This is a genomic window from Pseudomonas sp. NBRC 111119 (assembly GCF_001320125.1).
GTDB classification, from domain to species: Bacteria; Pseudomonadota; Gammaproteobacteria; order Pseudomonadales; family Pseudomonadaceae; genus Aquipseudomonas; species Aquipseudomonas parafulva.
This window is the reverse complement of sequence record NZ_BCAV01000075.1, coordinates 1-13,078: the sequence shown is the minus strand read 5'-3', so window position 1 is coordinate 13,078 and position 13,078 is coordinate 1. Positions and strand designations below refer to the sequence as shown.

Sequence of the window (13,078 nt, the reverse complement as noted above, 5' to 3'; positions counted from 1 at the left end):
GTGGCGGACAGTGTACCACCCACGTGGGCCATTCGCGGGCAAGCCCGCCTACAGGCGATAGGCCCTTCACGTAAGGCCCAGCTCACCCCATATACGCCGTACCTCACGGCGTTCATCGGCAAACTGCGCCGCGTCGATCACCCCGGCCTGCTTCTGCAATGCCTGGCGGTGCGAGGCCGAGCGGAACGCCTTGTACACTTCACGCAACAACGCCGCGTCGCTGGCCGGCATCAGGTTCGCCTGCTCCAGCTCTTCCAGGATGCGGATGTTATCGGTCCATCGCAGTATGGCCGCGTGGTCGTGCGACCAGGCCAAAGCGGCGTATTGCACCATAAATTCGATATCGACGATACCGCCCGCATCTTGCTTGATGTCAAAGGCCATGCCGGCATCGAAGGCATTGGCCGCCGTGCCGGCGGCGGTTGCCTTGGTGCCCAGGTTGTCACGCATCTTGGCGCGCATTTCACTCACGTCGATGCGCAGCTTTTCCAGGTCCCGAGGCTGGCCCAGTACCTGGGCACGTACGCCCTCGAAGGCCGCGCCTACCTGCGGGCAACCCACCAGCACCCGGGCGCGTACCAGGGCCTGGTGTTCCCAGGTCCAGGCTTCGTTCTGCTGGTAGCGCTCGAACGCCCCCAGCGAGCTGACCAGCAGCCCGGATGCGCCAGAAGGCCGCAGGCGCATGTCCACGTCATACAGCTGCCCCGAGTTGGTCTGGGTGGTCAGCAGGTGAATGATGCGCTGGCCCAGGCGGGTGAAGAACTGCGCGCTGTCGATAGGTTTGGCGCCGTCGGTTTCCGCCTGCGGGTCACCGTCGTGGATGAACACCAGGTCAAGGTCCGAGCCATGACCCAGCTCCAGGCCGCCGACCTTGCCGTAACCAATGATGATGAAGCCCGGGTCGCAGGGGCTGCCGTCGCTGCGCACGGGCTGGCCGTGGCGGGCCACAGTCTGGCGCCAGGCCAGGGCCAGCACCTGGTCGAGGATCGCTTCGGCCAGCCAGGTAAGGTAGTCGCTGACCTTCATCAGCGGCAGGTTGCCGCTGATTTCCGAGGCTGCCACGCGCAGGCTGTGGGCCAGCTTGAAGTGGCGCAAAGCCTCCATCTGCTGCTCCAGGTCGTCCTCGGGGATCCGGGTCAGCCTTTCACGCAGCTCGCTGGCCAGCTCCGGCGCCAACGGCGGGCTGAACAGGCGCCCTTCGTTGAGCAGCTCATCGAGCAGCAACGGGTAGCGGGCAATCTGCTCGGCAATCCACGGGCTGGCCGCACACAGCGTCAACAGCCGCCGCAACGCCCCGGGGTTTTCCGTCAACAGCACCAGGTAGGCCGAACGCCGCGCCACGGCTTCGACCAGCGGCAACACCCGCTCCAGCACCAGGTCGGGGTTTTCGTGTTCGATGGCCTGGGCCAGCAGACGCGGGATGAAAGCATCCAGACGCTCGCGCCCGATACGCTGCATCGAGCGCAACTGCGGGCTGGAGCGCAGCGCCGCCAGGCGGCGCAAGGCTTCAACGGGTTGCCGGAAGCCGGCGTCTTCAAGCTGGCGACCCGCTGCTTCCTCGTCCTGGGCCTGCTCCCACAGCGGCGACCACTCGCCGCCCACCACCAGCTCGCTTTCACCGTCCTCGTCATCCGGGTCGGCGATCACCTGCCGGAAGTGCCAGTCGATACGGCCCCGCCAGTGGCTGAGTTGGGCCTGGAAGCCCTGCCAGTCAGCAAACCCGAGCATGTAGGCAACCCGTGCCTGGTCGGTGTCGCTTTCGGGCAGCATCTGCGTCTGGCGGTCGGCAATGGCCTGGATGGCATGCTCGGTATAGCGCAGAAACGCATACCCCTCGCGCAGCTCCGCCACCACCGCGGGCGGCAGGTAGCCCTGCCCCTCCAGCGTTGCCAGCACCTTGAGCAGCGGCCGCTGTTGCAGGCTCAGGTCCCGCCCGCCATGGATCAGCTGGAAGGCCTGGGCAATGAATTCAACCTCGCGGATACCACCCGCACCCAGCTTGATGTTGTCGGCCATGCCCTTGCGCCGCACTTCCTGCTGGATCAACTGCTTCATGGTGCGCAGGGCTTCGATTGCCGAAAAATCCAGGTACCGGCGGTACACGAACGGGCGCAGCATGTCTTGCAACTGCGCACCGGCTGCTTGGTCCCCGGCCACCACCCGCGCCTTGATCATGGCATAGCGTTCCCAGTCGCGGCCCTGGTCCTGGTAGTACTGCTCCAGCGCATTGAAACTGAGCACCAGTGCGCCAGACGAGCCATAGGGGCGCAGGCGCATGTCGACGCGGAACACGAAGCCGTCGACGGTGACAGGGTCCAGCGCCTTGATCAGGCGCTGCCCCAGGCGGGTGAAGAATTCCTGGTTATCCAGCGAACGCTTCACGCCTTCGGTTTCGCCACCCTCCGGGAAGGCGAAAATCAGGTCGATGTCCGACGACAGGTTCAGCTCGCCGGCCCCCAGCTTGCCCATGCCCAGCACCACCATGTGCTGCGGTTGGCCACTGCGGTTACCCATGGGCGTGCCGAACTGCTGGCAGTGGCGCGGGTACAGCCACTGGTACGCTTCATCGATGGCGGCATCGGCCAGGTCGGACAGGTCGCGGCAGGTCTCAGCCAGGTCGGCTTGGCGGGTGATGTCCCGCCAGATGATCCGCAGTTGCTGGCGGTTGCGCTCACGGCGCAGGTTACGCGCCAGTTCTTCTTCTGTTTGTGCCGCCTGGGCTACCTCGGCGACCTGGGCACGCAGCTCGCCGGGCGCGTGGCGCCGGTCCAGCGCGCCCGCAGCCAGCAGGCCGAAGAGCATGGCAGGGTCACGCTGGGCCAGGCCGAGCACGAAATCGCTGGCGGCGGCCACCTGATCGAACTGCTGGCGGTGCAACGGGCTCCAGAGGTTCAGGTCCAGGCCGGGGTGGGCAGCCACGGCATCTTGCAAAAACTGCCCATTGCGCGTGGCCAGTGGCTGCAGGGCAGGTGGCAGATCGGAGGGCAAAGGTAGGCGCATGGTCTATCCTTGATCGGCGTGAAAAGGGAGAGGGAAAGCGGCCAAGGAGACACCGGCCCACGGTTGGACTGTCGTACAAAGGTTGGAAATAGCTGAAATGCCTGTTTTTGTGGCAACAAACATCAAGGACCACCCGTTCGCGACTCACTACCAACCAACATGAACGTTTTTCCTCACAAGCCGAGATGCGACCGAACGTCGCACAGCTGTAGTTTTACTACTACCCATGGCGTGCAAAGGCATGAAATGAGAAAGCAAATGTAGTAAAACTACACGGCGCCGGACGATACCCCGGTATTCCAAGAATTCACGACGTCTGCCCATAAGGCCAGTCGCAATCTCAGGCAATCGATTCTGGTTGCCTTTCCGCCCTGGAGCAAGCCATGCAAGACCTCGATCCAATCGAAACCCAGGAATGGCTGGATGCCCTGGAGTCGGTCCTCGACAAAGAAGGCGAAGACCGCGCTCATTACCTGATGACCCGTATGGGCGAGCTGGCCACCCGTAGTGGCTCTCAGCTGCCGTATGCGATCACCACGCCATACCGCAACACCATCCCTGTCACCCACGAAGCACGCATGCCTGGCGACCTGTTCATGGAACGCCGCATTCGCTCGATGGTGCGTTGGAACGCCCTGGCCATGGTCATGCGCACCAACCTGAAAGACTCGGACCTGGGCGGACACATCTCCAGCTTCGCCTCCAGCGCCACCCTTTACGACATCGGCTTCAACTACTTCTTCCAGGCCCCGACCGAAGAACACGGCGGCGACCTGGTGTTCTTCCAGGGCCACGCCTCGCCAGGCGTCTACGCCCGCGCCTTCATGGAAGGTCGCATCAGCGAAGAACAGATGAACAACTTCCGTCAGGAAGTGGACGGCAACGGCCTGTCCTCGTACCCACACCCCTGGCTGATGCCTGACTTCTGGCAGTTCCCGACCGTATCGATGGGTCTGGGCCCGATCCAGGCCATCTACCAGGCACGCTTCATGAAGTACCTGGAAGCCCGTGGCTTCATCCCGGCCGGCAAGCAGAAAGTCTGGTGCTTCATGGGCGACGGCGAGTGCGACGAGCCGGAATCCCTGGGCGCCATTTCCCTGGCCGGCCGCGAGAAGCTGGACAACCTGATTTTTGTCATCAACTGCAACCTGCAGCGCCTCGACGGCCCTGTGCGCGGCAACGGCAAGATCATCCAGGAACTCGAAGGCGTGTTCCGTGGCGGTGGCTGGAACGTCAACAAGGTCGTCTGGGGCCGTTTCTGGGACCCACTGCTGGCCAAGGACACCAACGGTGCCCTGCAGCGCCGCATGGACGAAGTCATCGACGGCGAGTACCAGAACTACAAGGCCAAAGACGGCGCCTACGTGCGCGAGCACTTCTTCAACACCCCAGAGCTCAAGGCCATGGTCGAAGACCTGTCCGACGACGAGATCTGGAAGCTCAACCGTGGCGGCCACGACCCGTACAAGGTCTACGCGGCGTATCACCAGGCTGTTAACCACAAAGAGCAGCCGACCGTTATCCTGGCCAAGACCATCAAGGGCTACGGTACCGGTGCGGGCGAAGCCAAGAACACCGCGCACAACACCAAGAAGGTCGACGTCGACAGCCTGCGTAAATTCCGCGACCGTTTCGACATCCCGGTCAAGGATGCAGAGCTGGAGAACCTGCCGTTCTTCAAACCTGAAGAAGGTTCCGCCGAAGCCAAGTACCTGGCCGAGCGCCGCGCAGCCCTGGGCGGTTTCGTGCCGCAGCGCCGCGCCAAGAGCTTCAGCGTGCCTACCCCGCCACTGGAAACGCTGAAAGCGATCCTGGACGGCTCGGGCGACCGCGAAATCTCCACCACCATGGCCTTCGTGCGTATTCTGGCGCAACTGGTCAAGGACAAGGAAATCGGCCAACGCATCGTGCCGATCATCCCGGACGAAGCCCGTACCTTCGGTATGGAAGGCATGTTCCGCCAGCTGGGCATCTACTCGTCGGTCGGTCAGCTCTACGAGCCTGTCGACAAAGACCAGGTGATGTTCTACCGCGAAGACAAGAAGGGCCAGATCCTCGAGGAAGGCATCAACGAAGCCGGCGCCATGTCGTCGTTCATCGCTGCCGGTACCTCGTACAGCTGCCACAACCAACCGATGCTGCCGTTCTACATCTTCTACTCGATGTTCGGCTTCCAGCGCATTGGCGACCTGGCCTGGGCCGCTGGCGACAGCCGCACCCGTGGCTTCCTGATCGGCGGTACTGCCGGCCGTACCACCCTCAACGGTGAAGGCCTGCAGCACGAAGACGGTCACAGCCACATGATGGCCGGTACCATCCCGAACTGCCGCACCTACGATCCCACCTATGGCTACGAGCTGGCGGTGATCATCCAGGACGGCATGAAGAAGATGACCGAAGAGCAACAGGACATCTTCTACTACATCACCGTGATGAACGAATCCTACCAGCAGCCTGCCATCCCGGCCGGTGCCGAGGAAGGCATCATCAAGGGCATGTACCTGCTGGAAGAAGACACCCGTGACGCCGCACACCATGTGCAGCTGATGGGTTCGGGCACCATCCTGCGCGAAGTGCGCGAGGCAGCGAAGATCCTGCGTGAAGAGTTCAACGTCGGTGCCGACGTGTGGAGCGTCACCAGCTTCAACGAACTGCGCCGTGACGGCCTGGCCGTGGAACGCGCCAACCGCCTCAAGCCTGGCCAGAAGCCACAGCAGACCTACGTCGAGCAGTGCCTGACCGGTCGCAAAGGCCCGGTGATCGCGTCTACCGACTACATGAAACTGTTCGCCGAACAGATTCGCCAGTGGGTGCCAAGCAAAGAGTTCAAGGTCCTGGGTACCGACGGTTACGGTCGCAGCGACAGCCGCAAGAAGCTGCGTCACTTCTTCGAAGTCGACCGCCACTTCGTGGTGCTGGCTGCCCTGGAAGCCCTGGCTGACCGTGGCGAGATCGAACCCAAGGTTGTGGCTGACGCCATCGTCAAGTTCGGCATCGACCCGGACAAGCGCAACCCCCTGGACTGCTGAGGAGTATTTTTAAGTGAGCGAACTCATTCGCGTACCTGACATCGGCAGCGGTGAAGGTGAAATCATCGAGCTGTTCGTCAAGGTCGGTGACCGTATCGAGGCCGACCAGAGCCTGCTGACCCTGGAGTCCGACAAGGCCTCCATGGAGATCCCGGCGCCGAAGGCTGGTGTCGTCAAGGAACTGAAGGTCAAGCTGGGCGACCGCCTGAAAGAAGGCGACGAACTGCTGGTACTGGAAGCCGAAGGTGCCGCTGCTGCGGCCCCTGAGGCACCGGCGGCCGAGCAGAAGCCTGCAGCAGAAGCAGCGGCGCCAGCGCCTGCCGCAGAAGCTGCCCCGGCCCCCACTGCTGCACCGGCTGCGGCCAGCGTGCAGGACATCCACGTGCCGGATATCGGTTCGTCGGGCAAGGCCAAGATCATCGAAGTGCTGGTGAAGGCTGGCGATACCGTCGAAGCCGACCAGTCGCTGATCACCCTGGAGTCCGACAAGGCCTCCATGGAAATCCCGTCCCCCGCCGCTGGCGTGGTGAAGGAAGTCATCGCCAAGCTGGACGATGAAGTTGGCACCGGTGACCTGATCCTCAAGCTGGAAGTGGCTGGCGCCGCGCCGGCTGCTGCTCCAGCCCCTGCGGCTGCGGCGCCGGCCAAGGCCGAGGCTGAACAAGCCCCGGCGGCAAGTGCTCCTGCGCCTGCTGCCCCCGCCGCTGCACCTGCAGCCGCTGCGCCGGCTGCCGGCAGCAACGCCAAGGTTCATGCCGGCCCTGCCGTGCGCCAGCTGGCCCGTGAATTCGGTGTCGAGCTGGGCGCAGTGGCGGCCAGCGGCCCACATGGTCGCATCCTGAAAGAAGACGTGCAGGTTTACGTCAAGGCCATGATGCAGAAGGCCAAGGAAGCACCCGCAGCTGCCGGTGCCACCGGTGGCGCAGGCATCCCGCCGATCCCTGCCGTGGACTTCAGCAAGTTTGGTGAAGTGGAAGAAGTGGCCCTGACCCGCCTGATGCAGGTCGGTGCTGCCAACTTGCACCGCAGTTGGCTGAACGTGCCGCACGTCACCCAGTTCGATTCTGCCGACATCACCGAGCTGGAAGCCTTCCGCGTGGCGCAGAAGGCTGTGGCCGAGAAAGCAGGCGTCAAGCTGACCGTGCTGCCGTTGCTGCTCAAGGCCTGCGCCTTCCTGCTCAAGGAACTGCCAGACTTCAACAGCTCGCTGGCCCCAAGCGGCAAGGCGATCATCCGCAAGAAGTACGTCAACGTCGGTTTCGCCGTGGACACCCCGGATGGCCTGCTGGTACCGGTGATCAAGAACGTCGACCAGAAGAGCTTGCTGCAACTGGCTGCCGAAGCCGCGGCGCTGGCCGAAAAAGCCCGCACCAAGAAGCTGTCGGCTGACGAGATGCAGGGCGCCTGCTTCACCATCTCCAGCCTCGGCCACATTGGCGGCACCGGCTTCACGCCGATCGTCAACGCACCGGAAGTTGCAATCCTGGGGGTCTCGAAAGCCACCATGCAGCCGGTGTGGGATGGCAAGGCCTTCCAGCCCAAGCTGATGCTGCCGCTGTCGCTGTCCTACGATCACCGTGTGATCAATGGCGCTGCCGCCGCGCGCTTCACCAAGCGTCTGGGCGATGTGCTGGGCGACATCCGCACCCTGCTGCTGTAACGCTGCACACTGCCCCTCCTGGCGAGGGGCAGGACTTTTTTCGAGCTGCCACGCTCGTACCTCAACCCCGTCGTTTGGCGGGGCTTTTTTTGTCCGTCAAAAAACCCAAGGCGATCTAACTTTCCCGCTCACCCCGCCGATAACCATTACACACCCTCAAACATGGCCGCTTGCCAGCCATAGGGACATGATGCAACCTTGCCAGATTCGACGTGGTCCAACGGGCGCGTTCCCTCTTCAAGCGAGTCTTCGATGAAAAGCCAAACCGATGCCGCCAGCCGTGTGGCGGCCGAGGTCGTCACGCCGTTACCCGTGCCGTCGCGGCTGGGTATGCTGCGGTTCGAAAGGCTCAACGAGGCAAGCTGGTCGCTGCTGTACCTGGACCCGGCCTGCGAGCGCCAGTTCGGCCTGCACGCCGGCGATTTGTGCGCCCTGGTGGATGCCCCCTACGCCAGCCTGATGGAGCCTGAAGCCCGCTACCGGCTGCACGACGACATTCAACTGCAATTGGCCCAACGTGCCTATTACCGGGTGCGCTACACCCTGCATACCCCAAGCGCCTCACTGCGCATGCTGGAAGTGGGCGAAGGCTACAAGCAACACAACCGCCAGCTGCTGCGCGGCTACCTGAGCGTGCTGGACGACCACCCCGAAGACACCGGCGAGACCGCCAGTGAGCTTGAGTCGCGCAACAACCGCCTGCAACTGGCCCTGCAATTGAACCAGCGTGCCCAGCAGGAACAACTGGAACACCTGGAGCGGGTGCGCAGCCAGCAGGACCTCATCCTGCGCCTGGCACGCCAGCGGTACAGCGCCGAAAACTCGCTGCTCGAAGCCGCCGAACTGATCACCCGCAGCGCCTGCGAAATCTACAAGATCGACTGCGCTGGCATCTGGCACCTGGAAGACCAGCGCCTCGAACCGATCACCGCCTGGTACAGCGACGTGCAGGCCTACCGCCAGCCCGAAGCCATTGACGCCAGCCGCTTCCCCGACTACCTGGACGCCCTGCACGCCAGCCGTGCCATCGACGCCCACAATGCCGGCCACGACCCCCGCACACGCGCCCTGTTGCAAAGCATGGGCCCCGGCAACAAGGCGATGCTCGACGCCAGTATCCGCGTCGACGGCCAGGTGGTAGGCGTGCTGTGCCTTGAGCAGACCGGGCAGACGCGCGCCTGGCAGTCAGACGAAATTGCCTTTGCCGGCGAGCTGGCCGACCAGTTCGCCCAAGTGATCACCAACCACAACCGCCGTGCCGCCACCAGCGCGCTCCACCTGTTCCAGCGAGCGGTGGAACAAAGTGCCAGTGCCTTCCTGCTGGTGAACCGCGATGGCCAGGTGGAATATGTAAACCCGAGTTTCACCGCCATTACCCAGTACAGCACCGATGAAGTCCAGGGCCACCACCTGGGTGAGTTGCCCGCGCTGGAAAACCTCAACGAACTGCTGTTCGATTCCCCTTCCAGCCTGGCCATGGGCAACAGCTGGCAGGGTGAATTCAAAAGCCGGCGCAAGAACCTGGAGCCCTACTGGGGCCAGTTGTCGATCTCCAAGGTGTACGGCGACAACCGCGAGCTGACCCACTACATCGGCATCTACGAAGACGTCACCCAGACCAAGCTGGCGCAGCAGCGCATCGAGCGGCTGGCCTACACCGACAACCTGACCAACCTGGGTAACCGCCCCGCCTTCATCCGCAGCCTGGACGAATGCTTCGCCCGCGACGTGCAAAACGCCATGTGCCTGTTGTTGGTTGATATCGACAACTTCAAGCGCATCAACGACAGCCTGGGCCACCACACCGGCGACAAGCTGCTGATCAGCCTGGCCAGGCGCTTGCGCAACAGCCTGCACGCCGGCGGCATCCTGGCGCGCTTCGCCAGTAACGAGTTCGCCGTGCTGCTCGACGACACCAGCCTGGAAGCAGGCCAGAGCGTGGCGCAGCAGTTGCTGCATACCCTCGACAAACCGATGTTCGTCGACAACCAGTTGATCAACGTCACCGCCTCGGTTGGCCTGGCCAGTGCGCCGCAGCACGGCGCCGACCCCACCAGCCTGATGAAGAACGCAGGCCTTGCCCTGCACAAGGCCAAGGCCAACGGCAAGCACCAGGTGCAGGTGTTCACCGAGGTGCTCAATGCCGAAGCCAGCTACAAACTGTTCGTCGAGAACAACCTGCGCCGCGCGCTGACCCAGAACGAGCTGGAGGTGTTCTACCAGCCCAAGCTGTGCCTGCGCAGTGGCCGGCTGTTGGGCCTGGAAGCCTTGCTGCGCTGGAACCACCCCGAGCGCGGCATGATCCGCCCGGACCAGTTCATCAGCGTGGCCGAAGAAACCGGCCTGATCATCCCCATCGGCAAATGGGTGGTGCGTCAATCCTGCCGCATGAGCAAAGCGTTGCGCGAAGCCGGCCTGGGCAACCTGCATGTGGCCATCAACCTGTCGCCCAAGCAGTTCTCCGACCCGGACCTGGTGGCCTCGATCAGCAGCATCATTCGCGAGGAGGGGCTGCCGGCGCACCTGCTGGAACTGGAACTGACCGAAGGGCTGCTGCTGGAAGCCAGCGACGACACGCATCGCCAGCTGGATGAACTGAAAGCCCTGGGCCTGACCCTGGCCATGGACGACTTTGGCACCGGCTACTCCTCGCTGAGCTACCTGAAGAAGTTTCCGATCGACATCCTCAAGATCGACCGCAGCTTCATCAATGATATTCCGGACAACCAGGACGACATGGAAATCACCTCGGCGGTGGTGGCCATGGCGCACAACCTGAAGCTGAAAGTGGTGGCAGAGGGCATCGAGACACCCGCCCAGCTGGCGTTCCTGCGCCGCCACCGCTGCGACATTGGCCAGGGTTACCTGTTCGACCGGCCGATCCCAGGGCGCGAGCTTGCCGAGCGATTGAAGCGTTACCCACGCGGCCCGGTGGCCTGACAGCAGCATAAACCTCGGGCACTATAGAGCCCATGAGGGCCTCTTCGCCCACAAGCCCACCACGTATTTCGAATACTGTGAAAGGCCTGTGGGAGCGGGTTTACCCGCGAATGCCCCAGCACCTATCCAACTGAAAAAACACAGAGGAACGGCCATGGTCCTGCGTTCGGAAATCCTGGTGAACAAAAACGTCATGCCTACCGCGGAACAGGCCCTGCCTGGCCGCGAAACACCAATGAGCCTGCCCGAATTCCACCACGTGTTCGAAGGCACCCCGCTACTCGGCCCCTTCTTCGAAGGCGCTATCGACTTCGCCATCTTCGGCCTGGGTTGCTTCTGGGGCGCCGAGCGCCGCTTCTGGCAGCGTGAAGGTGTGGTCAGTACGGTGGTTGGCTACGCTGGCGGCTTCACCCCGAACCCTACCTACGAAGAAGTCTGCTCGGGCCTGACCGGCCATACCGAAGTGGTGCTGGTGGTGTTCGACAAGGACAAGGTCAGCTACCGCGAACTGCTGGCCATGTTCTGGGAACTGCACAACCCGACCCAAGGCATGCGCCAGGGCAACGATGTCGGTACCCAGTACCGCTCGGCCATCTACTGCACCAGCCCGGAACAGCTGGACCAGGCCAAGGCCAGTCGCGACGCCTTCCAGGCCGAGCTGAGCAAGGCTGGCTTCGGCGAAATCACCACTGAAATCGACCAGGCACCGACGGTGTACTTCGCCGAGGCCTACCACCAGCAGTACCTGGCCAAGAACCCCCAGGGCTACTGCGGTATCGGCGGTACCGGCGTGTGCCTGCCGCCTAGCCTGCAGGGTAATTGAAGCATGAGCACGATGACCCTGTTTCACGCCCCCTTGTCGCCATTCGTGCGCAAGGTCATGGTGGTGTTGCACGAAACCGGCCAGCTGCAGCGTGTGCAACTGCACACGGTGAATATCAGCCCGGTGAGCGGCGATGCGCAGCTCAACCAGGGCAACCCGATCGGCAAGATCCCCGCCCTGCGCCTGGATGACGGCACCGTGCTGCATGACAGCCGGGTCATCTGCGAATACCTTGACCAGCAGCATGTGGGCCAGCCACTGCTGCCCCGGGAGGGCTCTGCCCGCTGGCGGCGCATGACGCTGGCATCCCAGGCCGATGCAATCATGGATGCGGCGGTTTCCAGCCGCTACGAAAGCTTCTTGCGGCCTGAGGACAAGCGTTGGGGCGGGTGGCTGGAGGCTCAGGCCGAAAAAATCCGCCGTAGCCTTGCCAACCTGGAGCAGGAGCACCTGGCTGAGCTGGCATCCGGGTTCGACCTGGCAGCCATTGGCTTGTCGTGTGCACTGGGGTATCTGGACCTGCGCCAGCCCGAGTTTGGCTGGCGGGAGCGCCAGCCAGGGTTGGCAGCGTGGTATGCCGAGGTGAGCCTGCGGCCGTCCATGGTGGCGACCGCTCCAGTGGCGTGAGCGGACTCATCGCGGGTTTACCCGCGATGGCCCCAGCCCATTTCAAGCTGCAAACCTGAACCTAGTCAGCAACCCGGCTTGCCCGCCGTATATTTCTTCGCCGGGTTGACTGCAGCCTTGAACTCGCGCAGGGCCTTGGCGCCCACCAGCAGCGGGTAATTGAAGTGACTGCGGTCCACAAGGTTGACCTCGACCGTACGCTTCACATCGCCCAGGCAAAGCTCAAGGTCAACCACCGGCCGTTTGGTCGCCTCGGGGGCATCCCCTTCATCGTCCTCTTCGGCGCGCGCCTTGATCTTACTGATGCGCGATACCCTGTGCTCGTACACCTTGCCGTCCGCATCCTGGGTGGCAAGGCGGAAACGCACCCACTCCTCGCCGTCACGGGTGAAGCGTTCGATGTCCTTTGCCGACAACGACGCCGTGTAGGCACCGGTGTCCATCTTGGCTTTCAGCGTTTCACCGATCTCCGGCAGTGCGATGTTTTCATAACGTCCATACACGGTAGGCTCGGCGGCCATCACCGGTAACGCCAACAGTGACAGCAGGGCAAACAGTGGTTTCACAGGCAAGCTTCCTTGAGAGGGGTCGGTGCTTAGACTGCACCGGCTGAAGAGGTTCGCTGTCACAAGCCTAACCAACATAATGTGAAACATTTGTCTTCATCGCAGCGCATTGGACATTTGGCGTAGGCCAACGCCCTGCTTATCATTGCCAACAGTTTTCATCCCACAACAAGAGTTTCCTTATGCGTCGCCTGCTGACCGGCATTCTCACCACCACCCTGCTGCTGCTCAACACCCTGGTGTTGATCGGCCCGCTGCTGGTATTCGCCCTGATCAAACTGGTGCTGCCAGGGCGTGGCCGCGACTACGCCTCATGGGCAGTGATGTGGGTGGCCGAAACCTGGTCGGAAATCGACAAAGCCATCTTCGCCCTGTGCATCCCTACCCAGTGGGACATCCGCGGTGTCGAAAGCCTGCGCAAAGACACTTCGTA

7 protein-coding genes and 1 pseudogene are annotated in these 13,078 nt (G+C 62.9%); 6 read left to right on the top strand and 2 right to left on the bottom strand.

Annotated features, from left to right (window positions below; genetic code table 11):
* Window positions 1-66: 66 nt before the first annotated feature.
* Entirely contained in the window at window positions 67-3,000 is a 2,934-nt protein-coding gene (glnE, locus tag APH25_RS23865; RefSeq protein WP_060483593.1) for a bifunctional [glutamate--ammonia ligase]-adenylyl-L-tyrosine phosphorylase/[glutamate--ammonia-ligase] adenylyltransferase, read from the bottom strand.
* A 383-nt stretch (window positions 3,001-3,383) separates the two neighbouring features.
* On the opposite strand from glnE, the gene aceE reads away from it, so the two are divergent.
* From aceE to APH25_RS23840, 5 genes are all read left to right on the top strand, one after another.
* On the top strand, window positions 3,384-6,029 hold the full coding sequence (gene aceE / locus APH25_RS23860; RefSeq protein WP_028635266.1) for a pyruvate dehydrogenase (acetyl-transferring), homodimeric type: 2,646 nt from the start codon (window positions 3,384-3,386) through the stop codon (window positions 6,027-6,029).
* 13 nt (window positions 6,030-6,042) lie between these two features.
* Window positions 6,043-7,689, top strand: a complete 1,647-nt coding sequence (aceF, locus tag APH25_RS23855; RefSeq protein ID WP_060483592.1) for a dihydrolipoyllysine-residue acetyltransferase — start codon at window positions 6,043-6,045, stop codon at window positions 7,687-7,689.
* A gap of 252 nt (window positions 7,690-7,941) precedes the next feature.
* Complete coding sequence (locus APH25_RS23850) at window positions 7,942-10,629, top strand: bifunctional diguanylate cyclase/phosphodiesterase (protein WP_060483591.1); 2,688 nt, start codon at window positions 7,942-7,944, stop codon at window positions 10,627-10,629.
* Between the two features lie 154 nt (window positions 10,630-10,783).
* The gene (gene msrA, locus APH25_RS23845; RefSeq protein WP_060483590.1) at window positions 10,784-11,452 is read left to right on the top strand and encodes a peptide-methionine (S)-S-oxide reductase MsrA; all 669 of its coding nucleotides are present in this window, start codon (window positions 10,784-10,786) and stop codon (window positions 11,450-11,452) included.
* Between the two features lie 3 nt (window positions 11,453-11,455).
* A complete protein-coding gene (locus APH25_RS23840) occupies window positions 11,456-12,079 on the top strand; it encodes a glutathione S-transferase (RefSeq protein ID WP_060483589.1) in 624 nt (207 codons plus the stop codon).
* A 65-nt stretch (window positions 12,080-12,144) separates the two neighbouring features.
* On the opposite strand, the gene APH25_RS23835 is transcribed toward APH25_RS23840, so the two are convergent.
* Window positions 12,145-12,645, bottom strand: coding sequence for an ATP-dependent zinc protease (locus tag APH25_RS23835; RefSeq protein WP_060483588.1), 501 nt, complete (start codon window positions 12,643-12,645; stop codon window positions 12,145-12,147).
* A gap of 182 nt (window positions 12,646-12,827) precedes the next feature.
* Here APH25_RS23835 and APH25_RS23830 point away from each other — a divergent pair.
* Window positions 12,828-13,078: pseudogene (locus APH25_RS23830) on the top strand (acyltransferase); the annotation flags it as partial.

Coding starts and splice junctions, on each gene's coding strand:
- glnE (WP_060483593.1), bottom strand. CDS start 3,000: ATGCGCCTACCTTTGCCCTCCGATCTGCCACCTGCCCTGCAGCCACTG.
- aceE (WP_028635266.1), top strand. CDS start 3,384: ATGCAAGACCTCGATCCAATCGAAACCCAGGAATGGCTGGATGCCCTG.
- APH25_RS23850 (WP_060483591.1), top strand. CDS start 7,942: ATGAAAAGCCAAACCGATGCCGCCAGCCGTGTGGCGGCCGAGGTCGTC.
- msrA (WP_060483590.1), top strand. CDS start 10,784: ATGGTCCTGCGTTCGGAAATCCTGGTGAACAAAAACGTCATGCCTACC.
- APH25_RS23840 (WP_060483589.1), top strand. CDS start 11,456: ATGAGCACGATGACCCTGTTTCACGCCCCCTTGTCGCCATTCGTGCGC.